This is a genomic window from Bacillus infantis NRRL B-14911, from assembly GCF_000473245.1.
Lineage (GTDB): Bacteria > Bacillota > Bacilli > Bacillales > Cytobacillaceae > Bacillus_AB > Bacillus_AB infantis.
The window spans coordinates 4,012,367-4,029,423 of sequence record NC_022524.1 but is presented as its reverse complement, the minus strand read 5'-3'; the positions used below and the strand labels follow the sequence as shown (position 1 = coordinate 4,029,423).

At 47.3% G+C, this 17,057-nt stretch carries 16 protein-coding genes; 13 read left to right on the top strand and 3 right to left on the bottom strand.

What is annotated here, in order from left to right; translation table 11 throughout:
* Positions 1 to 3: 3 nt before the first annotated feature.
* The 3 genes from N288_RS20360 to prfB all read left to right on the top strand — a co-directional run bounded on the left by N288_RS20360 (position 4) and on the right by prfB (position 4,586).
* Complete coding sequence (locus tag N288_RS20360) at positions 4 to 288, top strand: hypothetical protein (protein WP_009793004.1); 285 nt, start codon at positions 4 to 6, stop codon at positions 286 to 288.
* A 581-nt stretch (positions 289 to 869) separates the two neighbouring features.
* Entirely contained in the window at positions 870 to 3,386 is a 2,517-nt protein-coding gene (gene secA / locus N288_RS20355; protein WP_009793006.1) for a preprotein translocase subunit SecA, read from the top strand.
* A 95-nt stretch (positions 3,387 to 3,481) separates the two neighbouring features.
* Positions 3,482 to 4,586 (top strand): peptide chain release factor 2 gene (prfB, locus tag N288_RS20350; RefSeq protein WP_101549396.1). Its coding sequence is split into 2 segments (ribosomal slippage): positions 3,482 to 3,553 and positions 3,555 to 4,586, totalling 1,104 coding nucleotides; the frame shifts between segments, so codons are not numbered across the junction.
* 90 nt (positions 4,587 to 4,676) lie between these two features.
* Here the strand turns inward: prfB and N288_RS24380 are convergent.
* Positions 4,677 to 5,093, bottom strand: coding sequence for a hypothetical protein (locus tag N288_RS24380; protein WP_009793008.1), 417 nt, complete (start codon positions 5,091 to 5,093; stop codon positions 4,677 to 4,679).
* Between the two features lie 293 nt (positions 5,094 to 5,386).
* On the opposite strand from N288_RS24380, the gene N288_RS20335 reads away from it, so the two are divergent.
* The 5 genes from N288_RS20335 (at position 5,387) to N288_RS20315 (ending at position 10,048) form a co-directional block, all read left to right on the top strand.
* Positions 5,387 to 6,259: a YitT family protein gene (locus N288_RS20335; protein ID WP_009793009.1), complete on the top strand. Its 873-nt coding sequence runs from the start codon at positions 5,387 to 5,389 to the stop codon at positions 6,257 to 6,259.
* Positions 6,260 to 6,304: 45 nt separating this feature from the next.
* On the top strand, positions 6,305 to 6,622 hold the full coding sequence (gene cccB, locus N288_RS20330; protein ID WP_009793010.1) for a cytochrome c551: 318 nt from the start codon (positions 6,305 to 6,307) through the stop codon (positions 6,620 to 6,622).
* Between the two features lie 342 nt (positions 6,623 to 6,964).
* Complete coding sequence (ftsE, locus tag N288_RS20325; protein ID WP_022544395.1) at positions 6,965 to 7,651, top strand: cell division ATP-binding protein FtsE; 687 nt, start codon at positions 6,965 to 6,967, stop codon at positions 7,649 to 7,651.
* The gene (gene ftsX, locus N288_RS20320) at positions 7,641 to 8,534 is read left to right on the top strand and encodes a permease-like cell division protein FtsX (RefSeq protein ID WP_022544394.1); all 894 of its coding nucleotides are present in this window, start codon (positions 7,641 to 7,643) and stop codon (positions 8,532 to 8,534) included. The genes ftsE and ftsX overlap by 11 nt, the downstream gene beginning before the upstream one ends.
* A 164-nt stretch (positions 8,535 to 8,698) precedes the next feature.
* Complete coding sequence (locus N288_RS20315; RefSeq protein WP_022544393.1) at positions 8,699 to 10,048, top strand: murein hydrolase activator EnvC family protein; 1,350 nt, start codon at positions 8,699 to 8,701, stop codon at positions 10,046 to 10,048.
* Between the two features lie 51 nt (positions 10,049 to 10,099).
* Here the strand turns inward: N288_RS20315 and N288_RS20310 are convergent, their stop codons facing one another.
* Positions 10,100 to 11,137: an STAS domain-containing protein gene (locus tag N288_RS20310; RefSeq protein WP_009793014.1), complete on the bottom strand. Its 1,038-nt coding sequence runs from the start codon at positions 11,135 to 11,137 to the stop codon at positions 10,100 to 10,102.
* 194 nt (positions 11,138 to 11,331) lie between these two features.
* Between N288_RS20310 and N288_RS20305 the strand changes: the two genes are divergently transcribed.
* The 3 genes from N288_RS20305 (at position 11,332) to N288_RS20295 (ending at position 15,249) form a co-directional block, all read left to right on the top strand.
* Entirely contained in the window at positions 11,332 to 12,786 is a 1,455-nt protein-coding gene (locus tag N288_RS20305) for a S41 family peptidase (protein WP_022544392.1), read from the top strand.
* 165 nt (positions 12,787 to 12,951) lie between these two features.
* Positions 12,952 to 14,145, top strand: a complete 1,194-nt coding sequence (locus tag N288_RS20300) for a PDZ domain-containing protein (RefSeq protein WP_009793016.1) — start codon at positions 12,952 to 12,954, stop codon at positions 14,143 to 14,145.
* Between the two features lie 120 nt (positions 14,146 to 14,265).
* Complete coding sequence (locus N288_RS20295) at positions 14,266 to 15,249, top strand: Gfo/Idh/MocA family protein (protein ID WP_009793017.1); 984 nt, start codon at positions 14,266 to 14,268, stop codon at positions 15,247 to 15,249.
* A gap of 19 nt (positions 15,250 to 15,268) precedes the next feature.
* Here the strand turns inward: N288_RS20295 and N288_RS20290 are convergent, their stop codons facing one another.
* On the bottom strand, positions 15,269 to 15,565 hold the full coding sequence (locus N288_RS20290) for a hypothetical protein (RefSeq protein WP_009793018.1): 297 nt from the start codon (positions 15,563 to 15,565) through the stop codon (positions 15,269 to 15,271).
* 139 nt (positions 15,566 to 15,704) lie between these two features.
* Between N288_RS20290 and N288_RS20285 the strand changes: the two genes are divergently transcribed.
* The gene (locus N288_RS20285; RefSeq protein ID WP_009793019.1) at positions 15,705 to 16,178 is read left to right on the top strand and encodes a GNAT family N-acetyltransferase; all 474 of its coding nucleotides are present in this window, start codon (positions 15,705 to 15,707) and stop codon (positions 16,176 to 16,178) included.
* Between the two features lie 87 nt (positions 16,179 to 16,265).
* Positions 16,266 to 17,039 (top strand): class I SAM-dependent methyltransferase, encoded by a 774-nt coding sequence (locus tag N288_RS20280; protein ID WP_009793020.1) that lies wholly within the window; start codon positions 16,266 to 16,268, stop codon positions 17,037 to 17,039.
* The last annotated feature ends 18 nt before the right edge of the window (positions 17,040 to 17,057 follow it).

Below are 17,057 nucleotides of genomic sequence, written 5' to 3'. Positions count from 1 at the left end.
ATATTGAATACATTTTTTGGATGGCTGTTTAAAAAGAATTACCGCAATCTGAGCGACCTGGTCTCACTCGGAGTGCTGCTGCTGTTAGTAAGGTTGATTGACTTTGGCCCTGTGCGGGAGAATATCTATCTGCTGATTCCAGTGCTGGTGGTTCTATTTGTCCTGGTGCGGGTGCTGGAAACCGTTACAGCTAAATTCCTCGGTGACCAGAATAAGAAGCTGGAGTATAGCACGTTCGCTTTTTCTGTGCTGGGGATTGTGGTTGTTACGTCTTTGCTGAGGTTTTGAAATTTGGCTGGTGCTCCCTTGTTGGGGGTGCCGGTTTTTTGTTTGTTGAATTGGGATTATTTGTATTTTTTGTAGAAAAGGGCGAGTTTTATGTAGAATCATTGGGATTTTATGTAGAATAATAGAGAATTTATGTAGAAAAAATTCATTTTATGTAGAATCCGCGGTGAGGAGTTAGTTTTTAGCCTTAATATCTCATATAAAAACCAAATTGAAATCCAATTTTCTGCCCGAACTGAGAATTAGCGATTTATTTTCTTATAAATCCATTTGACTACCTCTATATTTTACACTTACCTGCTTAAAATTGATCCCCAAACTATTATAATTTACCCCTGACCTCTTAAAAGTCATTCCCCCCATTTATAGCATGCTTCGTGCACTTTCTCACAATTGTTGTCACTCTATAGAGGAAGTGGTAGAATTAAGGAGGAAACCTGCGATTTTTTGCAGGAGGAGATAGCTGCTGTGATAGCGAAAGGTACAGGAGCGGCAGTTGCCATAGAGGCTGCTGTTTATTTTTCATAAAAAGCTCTGAGGCCAATTGACGAGCCCATATCCAATATAAAGGAGCGTTTTTGATGCTTGGGATTTTAAACAAAGTGTTCGATCAAAATAAACGCGATTTGAAGAAACTGTCAAAGAAGGCGGAGCAGATTGATGCCCTGGCTTCCACTATAGATAAATTGACTGATGACCAGCTGCATGACAAGACGGCTGAGTTTAAGATGCGCCTGGAAAAAGGCGAGACGCTTGATGACATTCTTGTCGAAGCATTTGCTGTGGTCCGCGAGGCCGCGAAACGTGTGCTTGGCCTTTATCCTTATCCGGTCCAGCTGATGGGGGGCGTGTCCCTTCATGAGGGGAATATTTCCGAGATGAAAACCGGTGAAGGTAAAACGCTGACGGCCACCATGCCTGTTTACCTGAACGCCCTGGCAGGAAAAGGCGTGCATGTTGTGACGGTCAATGAATACCTGGCCAGCCGTGACGCGACGGAGATGGGCCGTCTTTATGAATTTCTGGGTCTCACTGTCGGATTGAATCTGAACGGACTTTCAAAAGAAGAAAAGCAGGCTGCTTATGCGGCTGATATCACTTACGGTACGAATAATGAGCTTGGCTTTGACTATCTGCGCGACAATATGGTCCTTTATAAAGAGCAGAAGGTCCAGCGCCCGCTGTATTATGCTGTAATCGATGAAGTCGACAGCATTCTGATCGATGAGGCGCGTACACCGCTCATCATTTCCGGTTCTGCGCAAAAGTCTGCCCAGCTTTATATCCAGGCAAATGCTTTTGTCCGCAACCTGAAAAAAGAAGACGACTACACATATGATGAAAAAACCAAGGGAGTCCAGCTGACAGAGGACGGGATGACGAAGGCAGAGAAGGCTTTCGGCATCGAGAATCTGTTCGACATTTCCCATGTGGCGATCAACCATCATATCACACAGGCCTTGAAGGCGCATGCGAGCATGCATCTTGATGTTGATTATGTCGTCCAGGACGGCGAGATTGTCATCGTTGACCAGTTCACAGGCCGCTTGATGAAAGGGCGCCGCTACAGCGACGGTCTCCACCAGGCGATCGAAGCAAAGGAAGGCCTGGAAATCCAGAACGAGAGCATGACGCTTGCGACAATTACTTTCCAGAACTATTTCCGTATGTACGAAAAGCTGGCCGGTATGACGGGTACAGCGAAGACAGAGGAAGAGGAATTCCGCAATATTTACAATATGTATGTAACGGTCATCCCGACGAACAGGCCGATTGCCCGTGACGACCGTGCCGATCTCATTTATGCGAGCATGGACGGCAAGTTCCGTGCGGTGGTCGAGGATATCGCCGAGCGCAACCAGAAAGGCCAGCCGGTGCTCGTTGGTACGGTGGCCATCGAGACGTCTGAAATCATTTCTAAATATCTGACGAAAAAAGGCATCCGCCACGATGTCCTGAATGCGAAAAACCATGAGCGCGAAGCGGAAATCATTGCCCATGCCGGTGAAAAAGGCTCTGTTACCATCGCCACGAATATGGCGGGGCGCGGTACTGACATCAAGCTTGGGGAAGGCGTGAAGGAAGTCGGCGGACTTGCGGTCATCGGTACGGAAAGGCATGAAAGCCGCCGGATTGATAACCAGCTCCGCGGACGTTCCGGACGCCAGGGAGATCCAGGTGTGACGCAATTCTATCTTTCCATGGAAGATGAATTGATGCGCCGCTTCGGATCTGACAATATGAAATCAATGATGGAGCGCCTTGGCATGGATGACAGCCAGCCGATCCAGAGCAAGATGGTATCCAGAGCTGTTGAATCTGCGCAGAAACGCGTTGAGGGCAATAACTTTGATGCCCGTAAGCAGCTTCTGTCATATGATGATGTATTGCGCCAGCAGCGTGAAATCCTTTATGCACAGCGCAATGAGGTGCTTGAGTCTGAAAACCTCCGCGAAATTGCCGAGAAGATGATCCAGGCTGCCCTGCAGCGCAATGTCGAGGCTTTTGCCCCTGCTGTCGAGGATGAAGAGAACTGGAATCTGGATGGCCTGCTTGATTATGTGAACGGCAACCTTCTCAATGAAGGCGACCTAACTGTCAATGACCTGCGCGGCAAGGATACAGAGGAAATCTTTGAAACCATCTATGCGAAGGTAAAAGAGCGCTATGATGAAAAAGAAGAAATTCTTGCTGAAGACCAGATGCGCGAGTTCGAAAAAGTTGTTGTGCTCCGTGCGGTTGATTCTAAGTGGATCGACCATATCGATGCAATGGACCAGCTTCGCCAGGGCATCCATCTTCGCGCTTACGGCCAGATCGACCCGCTGCGGGAATACCAGCATGAAGGCTTTGCGATGTTCGAGAACATGATTGCCAGCATCGAAGAAGATGTGGCCAAGTACATCATGAAAGCGGAAATCCGCAACAACCTTCAGCGTGAAGAAGTGGCCAAAGGCCAGGCGGTCAACCCCAAGGAAAACGAAGGCGGAAAAGTGAAGAAAAAACCGGCCGTTAAGCAAATGGATATCGGCCGCAATGACAGCTGCATCTGCGGAAGCGGCAAAAAGTACAAAAACTGCTGCGGCAAAGAAGCTTAAGTATAAGAAATGAAGAGGGCCGGTAAAGCTCGATCAGCTTTGCCTGCTCTCTTTTTCCTGATACACTGTAAAAAAACTATTTAGAGGTGACTGGAATGGAATTAGCAGACATTCGCAATGAGTTAGAGAGAACAGCTAAGGTATTAGCGGACTTTAGGGGGTCTCTTTGACTTAGAAAACAAAGAGGCGCGCATCGCCGAGCTTGATGAAGAAATGCTGCACCCAAATTTCTGGGATGATCAGAAAGCGGCGCAGGTTGTTATCAGCGAGTCGAATGCCCTGAAGGATCAGGTCCATGAATTCCATGACCTGTATGAAACATTTGAAAACCTGGAGCTCACTTATGAGCTTGTGAAGGAAGAAAGCGACGAGGATCTCCAGAATGAGCTTGCCGAAGAGCTGACTGAGCTGACAAAGCGCCTTGCGCAGTTCGAGCTGCAGCTTTTGCTTAGTGAGGAATATGATAAAAACAATGCCATCCTTGAACTTCACCCGGGAGCGGGCGGTACGGAATCCCAGGACTGGGGCTCCATGCTGCTGCGAATGTACACGCGCTGGGCAGAGAAAAAAGGCTTCAAGGTTGAGACGCTTGATTATCTTCCTGGTGATGAAGCTGGAATCAAAAGTGTCACTCTTGCCATCAAAGGGCATAATGCATACGGCTATCTGAAGGCGGAAAAAGGCGTTCACCGCCTCGTCCGGATCTCGCCGTTCGATTCATCAGGCCGCCGCCATACCTCTTTCGTTTCCTGTGAGGTTATGCCGGAGTTCAATGATGAAATCGAAATCGATATCCGTACAGAAGACCTGAAAATCGATACGTACCGGGCAAGCGGCGCCGGCGGACAGCATATCAATACAACCGACTCAGCGGTCCGGATCACCCACTTGCCGACAAATGTCGTGGTAACATGCCAGACCGAGCGCTCCCAGATTAAGAACCGTGAGCGTGCCATGAAAATGCTCCAGGCTAAGCTCTATCAGAAAAAAATTGAAGAGCAGGAGCAGGAGCTGCTGGAAATCCGCGGCGAGCAGAAGGAAATCGGCTGGGGCAGCCAGATCCGCTCCTACGTATTCCACCCGTACAGCATGGTCAAGGACCACCGCACAAGCACGGAATCCGGAAACGTCCAGGGCGTAATGGACGGCGATCTCGATCCGTTCATCAATGCTTATCTGCGTTCAAGACTAAGCTTATAATATTGAAGGAAAAGCCTTTGCCGGAAATGGCAAAGGCTTTTTTTATGTGGATGTTGTGTGAGGCCAGTGAAGAGGTTTTCGGTAAGGGTTCTATACTTTAATCGTCTTTTTCAACTGGTTGATCTCTTTATCATGTACACCGGTTTTCTCGCTTAAGTACTCAATGTCAATCTGCGCTGCATTCAGTTCATTTGAAACCACCTGGTAAAGCTTTTCATGATGATCAAGCTTCGTTTCAATATGTTTAAAATGGCTTCTCATTTCGGTTGTCAGATTGTCAAACCTTTCATCCATAGTATCGAGCCTTTTATTAACAGCATCAAACCTTTCATCCGCAGCATCAAACCTTTTATCAACAGCGTCAAATCTTTTATCAACAGCATCAAACCTTTTATCCACACCATCGAGCCTTTTCTCCATTGCATCAAACCGGCTGTTCATCTGTGACCCAAGATCCACTATCTGCTCCTGCATGATGACCAGGATTTGTTCGAGTGACTTCTCCATGTTTTTTCACCTCCTTTTCGACATTATACCACTTTTCTGTATGCGGAAATCCATTTTGTATATTTTTGTAAAAAAGATAAAAACTAAAGAAAGCATTGGTTTAGTTTTTCTGGATTCCGCTGTTCCCATACACTTCCGCTCCACTCCTTTAATACGTCACTTTATTGGCATTTACAGCCTTTTTTCAACATGCTATACTCACTTTCGGCTATGAAAAGCCCATGTAAGAAAAAAAGTAAACAGGAAACTTTCGACAAATAACGGGAGGTGCCTGTCACCAATAAAGGAGCAGGATGCAAGTGAGCAAGAGAAAGAGAGGAAGTACATATAACCCTGGGGCGGAGTGGGCGCTTGAGTATTTGTTTGTGCTGGTGGGATCCGGGATTGTGGCGGTGGCGTTCAATGTGTTTTTGCTGCCGAACCGGATTGCTTCCGGCGGAGTGAGCGGGATCAGTACGATATTGGACGCATTGGTTGGCTGGGAGCCGGCTTATGTGCAGTGGGCTTTTAATATTCCGCTGTTCATCGCAGGGCTGATATTCTTGGGCAGGCAGTTTGGGGCAAAGACCTTAGCGGGAACCATATTCCTGCCGCTTGTTGTTTTTTTGACGAGCCATGCAGACCCATGGACACAGGATCCGCTTCTTGGCGCCCTGTTCGGCGGAATCGGGGTCGGACTTGGGCTTGGGATTGTATTCCGCGGGAAGGCTTCAACGGGAGGCACTGATCTTGCGGCCCAGATCATCAATAAATATACAGGGCTGACCCTTGGGACATGTGTGGCCATCATTGATGGATTGATCGTCCTTTCTGCAGCGGTCATATTTGATATTGAAAGAGGTTTGTATGCACTTATTGCCCTTTACGTGACAACCAAGACGATCGATTTAATCCAGGTCGGCTTCAGCCGTTCGAAAATGGCCATGATCATTACGGACAATCAGGCAGCTGTCAGGGAAGGCATCTTGAATAAAATTGACCGCGGAGTGACAAAACTATCAGCATATGGCGGATATACCGACCATGAACGCCCTATACTGATGTGTGTTGTTGATCAGACGGAGTTCACTAAATTGAAACAACTCGTCAAGACCATAGATCCTCAAGCGTTTATTATAGTAATGGATGCATCTGAAGTGCTCGGCGAAGGCTTCAAACGTGCCTAGGCTTGCAGATGTCCGGAAATGATCCGGATATAGGAGGTATTTATAATGAAGAAGAAATTGATGATGATTTTTATGGGAGCTTCCTTAGTCCTTGCTGCGTGCGGCGGCGGGGAAGAAGCGAATGAAGGCAGTGAATCGGCAGGAGCGGGCGATCCGCAAAAAATGTTCACCCAGAAATGCTCAAGCTGCCATGGCGACAATCTGCAGGGCGGGGTTGGGCCGAGCCTTGAGAAGATCGGATCACAGCTTTCCCAGGAAGAAATTGAAAAGACGATTGCAGAAGGTAAAGGTGCCATGCCGCCAAGGCTTCTTGAAGGCGAGGATGCCGCTGCGGTGGCAGAATGGCTGGCAGCTAAGAAGTAAGAGGGAGAAACCGTTTCATCCTACTTTAGTAGGATGGCGGTTTTTTTAATTTATAAATATGAAGGTTTTTCCAATGTTTTTGTCGTATTTTAACAAATTACGATACCCGATTTTGGGTAAAAAGAACCGTTTTTTATACAAATGAAAAGAAACTGTAATATTTTTTTCCGTTATTTTGACAAAGTATGATGTTATAATGGGTTGAGTGAGAATACGAACAAGCTGCTTTTAGTAGTTTTGTGTTTAATTTTGTCACGATTTAATAAACACTGTTGTCGAATTGCTGTCGATTTCTAGCGAAAAGTTAATTCTATTCTTAACACTAAACTACAGGTGATATAAATGATCGAAATGCAAGACGTATATAAGAAGTATTCCAACGGAGTAACTGCTGCCAACGGGATAGACGTACGCATCAAGCAAGGAGAGTTTGTATATGTTGTAGGTCCGAGCGGAGCCGGCAAATCGACCTTCATCAAGATGATGTACAGGGAAGAGAGGCCCACATCCGGCACAATTACGATAAATGGCGTGAATCTTGAAAAGCTGAGGCCTAACAAAGTTCCGCTGCTCCGCCGAAACATCGGCGTTGTATTCCAGGATTTCAAGCTGCTTCCTACTTTGACAGTTTACGAGAATGTCGCATTTGCCCTTGAAGTTATCGAGGAGCAGCCAAAATATATTAAAAAACAGGTTATGGAAACCCTTGAGCTGGTCAATTTGAAGCATAAGGCGCGCATGCTGCCGACTGAATTGTCAGGCGGAGAGCAGCAGCGAGTATCCATTGCCCGCTCCATTGTAAATTCGCCGAAGGTAGTCATCGCCGACGAGCCTACCGGGAACCTTGATCCTGATACCTCATGGGAGATCATGAATATCTTTGATGAGATCAATACGAGGGGCACTACAGTCGTGATGGCGACTCACAACAAAGAAATCGTTAATACAATCAAGCATCGCGTAATTGCCATTGAAGGCGGAAAAATCATACGTGATGAGCAAAGGGGAGATTACGGTTATGAAAGCTAGAACCCTTCGCCGTCACATCAGGGAGAGTTTCAAGAGCCTCGGCCGGAACGGATGGATGACTTTTGCCTCCGCCAGTGCGGTAACGGTCACTCTCATCCTGGTAGGTGTGTTTTTCGTTATTATGATGAATCTTAATCAAGTGGCTACAACCATTGAAGAGGACGTGGAAATCCGCGTTCACATCGATATTGCTGCAAATGAGCAGGATCAGCAGGTTTTACGGAGTAAGATTGAACAGATACCCGAAGTGGGGAGTGTCGAATATTCAGCCAAGGAAGAAGAATTGACCAATCTGATAGATAGTCTTGGAGATGAAGGCCAGGCCTTCAAACTTTTTGAACAGGACAATCCGCTGAACGATGTATTTATCGTAAAAACGAAAAACCCGGAAGATACAATGAAGACGGCAGAAAAGATCGAGAAGCTGCAGTATGCCACAAAGGTTAAATACGGACAGGGACAGGTTGAGAAGCTGTTCGGCTTTATCAATACAAGCCGGAATGTCGGTCTTGTCCTGGTAGTGGGCCTTCTGTTCACCGCCATGTTCCTGATCTCGAATACGATTAAAATTACAATTGTAGCAAGAAGAAGAGAAATTGAGATTATGAAGCTGGTAGGGGCGACCAATGCCTTTATACGCTGGCCGTTCTTCCTTGAAGGGCTGTGGCTGGGCGTGCTGGGGTCGATTCTGCCGATCGTGCTGGTTGCAACCACTTATAATTATGCCTATGATTATATCTCGCCAAGGCTTCAGGGCCATTTCATCCAGCTGCTGGAATTCAATCCATTTGTCTACCAGGTTTCCGCACTCCTCATTCTGATGGGAGCATTGATCGGAGTCTGGGGCAGCCTGATGAGTGTCCGCAAATTCCTTAAAGTATAAGTATAAAAGAAAAGATGCATGGAAGGGCCCTGCAGGGGGGAACCATACTCCGGGCCCTTTATGCGTCATAGAATAGACGTATGAATAGTATGAAAAGTTTCAAAAACATATAGAAGACGATCTAACCCGTACATATGGCCCCATTGGAAAGGAGAAATCGGAACTTGAAAAAATCAATAGCGGCGTTTTCTGTTGCCACGGCAGTCGGCCTGGGAAGCATCTTTGGAGGCATCCCTGCCAGCCAGGCATCAGCGAGCAAAATCAGTGATCTGGAAAGCAAGAAAAATCAAATTCAGGAGCAGCGCTCCGGTAATGACAGCAAGATTAACAGCGCAGATTCAGAGATTAATAGACTTCAAGGTGAGCAGGATCAGGTGAGCAAGGAGATTGAGCGCCTGAGCCTGTCCATCTCCGATACAGAAACGAAAATCAAGGAAAAAACAGAGCAGATTGCAGCAACGAAAGAAGAAATAGAGAAACTTAAGGCAGAGATCGTTGTCATCACTGACCGCATCAACAAGCGGAACGAAATGCTGAAGGACCGGGCCCGCTCCTTCCAGGAAAATGGCGGGATGGTCAGCTATCTGGATGTCCTGATGGGAGCACAGAACTTCAGTGACTTCATTGACCGTGTAGGAGCAGTCGCTACGATTGTTGAAGCAGACCAGGATATCCTGCGCGAGCATGAGGCAGACAAAAAGCTTCTTGAAGAGACTCAGGCAAAGGTGGAAAGTGAGCTTTCTTCCCTGGAGAAGATGCGCACCGACCTTGAGAGCATGAAAAAGCAGCTGAATGCACAGAAGGCTGAAAAGAACAAGCTGATGGCCAGCTTAAAGAATCAGGAAGAACACAAGCATGCTGAAAAGCTGAACCTTGAAGAAGAAAATGAACTGCTTGCTGCCCAGGAAGCTGCCATCAAGCAGGCAATAGAGCTTGAGAAAAAGCACCAGGCAGAATTGGCAAGGCAGGCTGAGCTTGAGCGTCAAAGACGTGCGGCTGCAGCAGCGGCTGCCAAGAAAAACAGCTCATCAGGAAGTAGTAGTAGTAGTAGTAGTAATAGCAGCAATAGCGGCGGTGGAGGCGGCGGCCCAGTATCATCCGCACCTTCGATTTCGGGAGGCAACTTTACGAAGCCTGCTGCAGGGGTTGTGACATCAGGACTTGGACAGCGCTGGGGAACCTTCCATGCGGGTGTTGATATTGCTAAGAGCGGGACAGTTCCAATCGTAGCAGCTGCAGATGGTGTTGTCATCAGATCTTATTTCTCCAGCAGCTATGGCAATGCTGTATTCATCGCCCATTCCATTGACGGACAAGTCTACACGACAGTATATGCTCACATGAGCAGCCGCTCAATCGGCACTGGAGCGACTGTCTCAAAAGGACAACAGATCGGGATCATGGGCAACACCGGTGATTCACAAGGACAGCATCTGCACTTCGAACTGCACAGAGGCCCTTGGAACGCATCTAAATCCAATGCAATCAATCCGATCGGGATCGTACCGATGTAATAAAAAAGGAAGAAGCTTAGATGCTTCTTCCTTTTTTTATCTGCAAAAAGATCAGTCAGTCTTTTTTACAGGTGCAATCTCAAGCCCTTCTATGCTCAGTGCCTCATTGATGGCATGCTTGAGTGTGGCAAAACAGTGCTGGTCATTCAGCGTGATATTCCGCTCGGTCAGCTGGATGCTGATCTGCGGGGAGATGCCTACAATGAAAGGCTTGACCCCCATCAGGGTGGTTGTTTTTGTCAGATTATTTATTAGCTCCAGAATATAGTCATCAACTGAGTTGATGCCCGTAATATCCACAATCAGTGTAGAGGGCTTATGAAGCAAAAGGCCGGAAAGAACCTTTTCGATGAGCTGTGATGAACGGTTCTCCTCAAATTTGCCCATTAAAGGAAGGACTGTAATGCCATCTATTACGGGGATAAGCGGAGAAGACAGATCATTCACCAGCTCGCTCAATTCTCTTGTACGCTGATCGACTTTTCTTTCTAGCTCTAGAATTGCCTGCTGCTCTTTCTTTCGGATGCTGTCATGGATATTGTCCTTTGGAGTGATTTGAGAAGGGAAATAGCTGATTTCCGTATAGGTGCTTCCTTCAAAGGTGCTCGCTGTGATTTCATACCAGATGCTTGTAGCGAAAAGGCCTGACAGCACTCCTGCCCAGTGGCCAGGAATGAAGGCTCCTGCCGTGCTTTTTCCCTGGGCGCGGATGACCCTTTCTTCCCAATCATTTTTCAGCCGGAGTGCAGCCGTTCTTTTATCCGTGGAATATTCGGTAATTTCCACCTGCCCCCATCCGGCACTGCTATAAAGCGGCGGAAGATATTCAATGATTGCTTCTACACTTTTGCCTGTGCTTTTATAAAATCTGCTTACATCCTCACCGGTCCTGTAGCCTGCTGTTTCAAGCACGAGCCTGGCGGAATCGTCTCCAGCTATTTCTTCAATTGTATTCATAAAGGTTTTCAGGGCTGTTTTGGTCCAAAGGAGAATAGCATCATCCCCTTCAAAATCAAGGGAACCGCTGCTTTCATTCCATTGGATGGTCGTTTGCCCGATTTTATACTCATTATTAGTCTTCTCCTCCAAAAACCTTTCCTCCTTCAGCCAGCAAGTTATTCATAAACTTCGTTACCATTTTACCCTTTAGCGGGGGTGAATACCAATAAAAAGGGAAAGAATGCGATTTAAATCTAAGGGGAAAGTGGATTCCATCATAACCTGTCCCTATCTTTCATATAGTGAAGTATCAAGCTTAACAGGCTTATGAAAGGAAGATACCTATGAATCGAAGAGTGATCGCTTTTTTTATGGCCGGATCACTGCTGGCCGGATCCGGAGGAACGTATGCAGGGATGCAGTGGTTCTATCATTCGCAAAAAGAGGCCGGACTTGAGCCTAAAGCCGGGCTGGAGGGCAAGGAAGATCCAGGCAGCGGAGCACCCGAGGAGCTCGGGAAGGTAGGCCAGGCGTATGAGCTGATCCTCGGAAGCTATGTAGAGAAGGTAGAGGGAGAGCAGCTGGCAGAAGGGGCGATCCAGGGGATGCTTTCAACATTGGATGATCCTTATTCGGTATATATGAACGAGGAAACGGCCAGGCAATTCAATGAAACACTGGAGTCATCGTTTGAAGGGATCGGAGCGGAAGTAAGCATGGTAGATGGCAAGGTGATCATTGTATCTCCATTTAAAGATTCTCCAGCAGAAAAAGCCGGCCTGAAGCCGAACGACCAGATCCTGAAGGTGGATGGCGAAAGCGTTGAAGGCCTTGATTTATATGAAGCCACCTTGAAAATCCGCGGTGAAAAAGGAACCAATGTTATGCTGGAAATACGGAGGCAGGGCCTTCAGGAGCCGCTTTCGGTAAAGGTGAAAAGAGATGAAATTCCGCAGATTACTGTCTATGCGGAAATGAAAGAAGAAAACGATAAAAGAATCGGACATATTGAAATTACGACTTTTTCAGAGGATACAGCAAAGGAATTCACCAGGGAGCTGAAAAAGCTTGAGAAAGAGGGACTGGATGGACTGATCATTGATGTGCGCGGCAATCCGGGGGGACTGCTGTCCAGCGTCGAGGAAATTCTGAAAGGTCTTGTTACTAAAGAAAAGCCGTATGTTCAGATTCAAAAAAGAAACGGAGATAAAACAAGATATTTCTCAGAGCTTGAGAAAGAAAAAGACTATCCGGTAGCCGTTTTGATTGATAAAGGCAGTGCATCTGCGTCTGAAATTCTTGCCGGAGCACTGGAGGAAGGGGCAGGCTACCCGCTCATCGGAGAATCCACCTTTGGAAAAGGGACCGTCCAGCAGCCCGTTCCGATGGGAGATGGAAGCAATATTAAACTGACATTGTTCAAATGGCTCACTCCGGATGGAAATTGGATTCATAGGAAAGGGATCAAGCCGACGATTGAAGTCGTCCAGCCGGAGATCTTCCATACCCACCCGCTTAATCTGGAGAAGCCGCTTGTGCTGGATATGAATAATGAGCAGGTCAAAAATGCACAGATCATGCTTGATGGGCTCGGGCTGTCGCCTGGCCGGAAGGACGGCTATTTCAGTGAAGCGACCGAAACGGCTGTCAAAGCCTTCCAGCAGCATCAGGGACTGGAGGCAACAGGCAAGGTTGACAGCAAAACTGCTGCCGCGCTTGAGCAGGCTATCATCGCGGAAACCAAGAAAGAAGAAAATGATATTCAGCTGCAGGCAGCCATCCGCTATCTGAGCAGGTGACCGCAGATAGCGGTGACAGGCACCTCCCGGTTTTTGTCGAATTTATTAAAGGGCAGCAGGCATCAGTAATATTCGCCATATCGAATATAACAGGTGCCTGCTGCCCTGTTTTTTTGATAGAATAGAAGTAATAGAAACTTTTATACTAGAGGTTGGTGGGAGGATTTGATTCAGGAGTGGCTTTTGGAGCTGGCAAAGGGTGCGGGAAAGCTTTTGCTGAATCCCGTGTTTTATTATCTGTTCTTTTTAGCGGCGCTGCTTGGGGTTTCCAGAGTGAAGCGAGAGCGCAAGAATTTTCATATCAGGGTGGAAAATGCTTACTTTGAGCTTCGCCAGCTGATCCCTGCTGGACTTGCAGCAGGTCTGGTTCTTTCCGTGATTACTCTGGGAACCGGCATGGTGATCCCGATAGAGCTTGTGTGGCTGACAGCTGCATTCACCATTCTTTGGAGTCTGACAGGAAAGGTACGGCTGCTTGCCCCGGCTTACACAGTGGGCGCAGCATTTTTCGCAAGCATTTATATCATTGACCGGGGCTTTAGCATCCCGCTCATTGAAGCTGCCGGCAATTGGACGGATGACATTCTATTCCCTGCAGGTGCATCTCTGCTTGCTCTTCTGATGATTGGCGAAGCTGTCCTGATTCTGCGGAACGGCGGCCGGGCAACGTCTCCGAAGCTCATTAAAAGCAAGAGGGGACAGACCATCGGTGTCCATGAAACGAAAAGGCTTTGGCTGCTTCCGTTATTTTTGCTTATCCCTGGTGATGCAATCTCTGGGTTGTTTGGCTGGTGGCCGCTGTTTTCCATAGGAGACAGCTCTTATGCAATCATCTTAGTTCCATTTTCAGTTGGGTTCTCTCAGCAGGTTCAGGGCATGCTGCCGGATACGGCTGCCAAGCGGACAGGCAGAAGGCTGCTGGTCTTCTCTATCATCCTACTCCTGCTTTCGGCAGCAGGCTATTGGTATCCGCTGGCATCGATCGGGGTTGCTGCACTGGCTGTGATTGGAAGGGAATTTATCACATACCGCCAAAAGGTATATGACAGGAACCAGTCTTTCTTTTTCTCGAGAAGGAACGAGGGCCTTGTTGTTCTAGGAGTGAAGCCTGGCACGCCCGCAGAATCGATGGGCCTTAAAACTGGTGAACTGGTTTCAAAGGTAAATGGACTGAAGGTTCACGATGAAAATGATTTATACAATGCACTTCAGCGCAACGGAGCCCACTGCAAATTGGAAGTGTTCGACGTAAATGGACAGATCCGCTTTGTCCAGAAGGCATTATATGAAGGCGACCATCATGAGCTAGGCATTCTGTTTGTGCAGGATGAATGGAAGAAAGATGAGCGGGCCGTTTGATGGCCAAATCAAAAGCCGGCTGCAATTTTAACGCAGCCGGCTTTTTTGCATAGACTCCATTCTCCCTGCTGGTATACACTGGAATTAGTTTATCAAAAAAAGAAAAGGGGTGTCCTGCTCATGGTCAAATTCGGCGTCATCGGTACAAACTGGATCACGGAAAAATTAGTTCTTGCCGGGAAAGAGCTGGAGGATTTTCAGCTGGCAGCAGTCTATTCAAGAACACGGGATAAAGGCGAGAGGTTCGCAGAGAAATTTGGTGCAGAGCATATATTCACAGATTTAGAGGATATGGCCAAAAGCGAAGTGATTGATGCGGTGTATATTGCAAGCCCGAATTCGCTTCACAGCGGTCAGACAGAGCTGTTTTTGCGAAATGGGAAGCATGTGCTTTGTGAAAAGCCGGCAGCTTCAAATACGGCTGAGCTGAAAAGGATGATCCAGACTGCTAAAGAACATCATGTGCTGTTCATGGAAGCGATGAAAACGACATTCTATCCGAACTTCCAGCAGATCAGGGAGCATTTGCCGAGAATCGGGAAGGTGAGGCAATATTTCGCCCACTATTGCCAGTATGACTCCAGGTACGAAGATTACAAGGCAGGAAGGCAGGCGAATGCCTTTGATCCGAAGCTGTCGAACGGCGCTTTAATGGATGTCGGCGTGTATGCGATCTTTCCGATGCTGGTTCTTTTCGGTAAGCCGAAAAGCCTCCAGGCAAGCGGATTTCTGCTGGAAACCGGATCAGATGCGTCCGGAAGCATTGTGTTTACCTATGAAAATATGGATGCGGCTGTCCTTTTTTCAAAAATCACCGATTCCTCCCTGCCGGCCGAAATACAGGGTGAAAAAGGCTCAATAAAAATAGACCGGATTTCCACAATGGATGTAGTGGAGCTGCAGCTGCGCAATCAGGAGCCTGAAATCATCTCTGTTGCCCAGAATAATAACAGCCTTTTCTATGAGCTCCAGGAATTTATCCGCCTCGTAAAGGCGGGGGAAACAGAATCAGATATTAACACTTTCCAGAACAGCTTGCTGGTCATGGAAATGCTGGATGAAGCCAGAAAACAGATGGGCGTCGTATACCCGGCAGACCTTTGAAAAAGTCACTGGCGCCAGGTTACCCGGTTTGGCGTTCTCGGCCCAAAATGGCTATTAAAATATATTGAATATAACAGAGTTCATTCTGCCTCTTCTTGCGCATAAGGTAAAGCTGGTTGATGAGTTCATTAAGCTGGACCTTGCTCAGCTTGTCTAGCATAAGGCTGATGGCGCGGCCTTTGCTGATTTTCACCTCAGATTGTTCTGATGTTCTGATGCACATGTCCCGAAAAGGCGTGATATACATGGAGAGCAAATCTTTAATCTCATTGGTCGTCAGCATGCTTTCATAGGGGATTCCAGAAGTTTCTTTCATGGTTATTCCGCCTTTCTAAAAGAGGGATTTATTGTAATATACCCGATTATCTTTTAATAAAGAGGCGGTTTGGAATTCCTTTTTAAAAGGATGCTATTATCATAGGTCATATTGGCTAGCTTCCTCTAGCGGATTGGCAATGAAAGGGGCAATAGGGAAAGTGGGAGATATCCAGGTTCTTAATATTAAAGACAGAAGGACAGCAGAAGAGGTCCTTGGCATCCAGATCCCAGCCTATAAAATAGAAGCTGAGATTATAGGCTTTGATGCTATCCCGCAGCTGTTTGATACAGCTGAAAGCTTGATGGCCTCCCGTGAAAGTTTTGTTGGAATGTGCCTGGATGGCAGGCTGGCCGGCGTTCTTGCTTATGAAGAGGATGAAAATTGGGTGGTCATCAGCCGTTTGACCGTTCATCCATCGTTTTTCCGGAGAGGGATTGCAAAGAGTTTGCTTGCTCATTTAACCAGTGAATTTACCGGCAGAAAATGGAGGGTACTGACCGGGAAGGGGAATATGCCAGCCCTTCAATTGTATATAAGTTTCGGGTTTAAAGAAAAAGGTGAGCTGGAGCCTGAACCAGGCGTGCAGCTGACGGTCCTGGAAAAAGAATAAGCAAAACCTATCACATACGATCGGAATTTCAATATTTTTCCTTTCATCACCCAGCCTTATAATATAACTAATAAGGAGGGGATTCCAATGCCAATCAATTTTCACGATAAAACGAATCAGGATACCTATTCTTCCCGGAAAGCTGACTCAACTTGGATAGAAACGGTTGGGAAAGAGATTGATTTAAGGGGAAAAAGTGTTCTCGACATTGGATGTGGAGGGGGAATCTACTCAAGAGCTCTGGCCGATATGGGAGCCTCACATGTGAAAGGACTGGATTTCTCACGGGAGCTGCTTGAGGCGGCAGACCGGGCTTCAGATGGTTATCCGCAAATAGAATTTGTGCATGGAAATGCGTACGAAACCGGCTTGGAGGGAGATGCTTATGATATGGTGCTTGAAAGGGCTGTCATCCATCATCTCGACCGGCTTCCGGACGCCTTTGCTGAATGCTTCCGGGTGCTGCGCCCAGGCGGATTCTGCCTGATTCAGGACCGGACACCGGAGGACTGCCTGCTTCCTGGCAGCAGGACACATATCAGAGGGTTCTTTTTTGAAAAATTCCCGGAGTTCGCGGAGAAAGAGATATCCCGGAGATATAACAGCTTAGCTGTACAATCAGCGCTGGAGGAGGCAGGGTTCTCTTCCGTCAAAGAGATTTCCTTATGGGAAGTAAGGAAGACGTACAGCGATATCAGCGGTTTGCGCCATGATCTCCTTGAAAGGACAGGGCGCTCCATCCTTCATGAGCTGAATGACAGCGAGCTGGCAGAGCTCGTGGAGCATATTGAAAGCAGGCTGACAGATGCAGGGAAAATTACGGAGCAGGATTGCTGGACCATCTGGCTCGCTGTGAAATGACAAAGTAAACGTATTGCT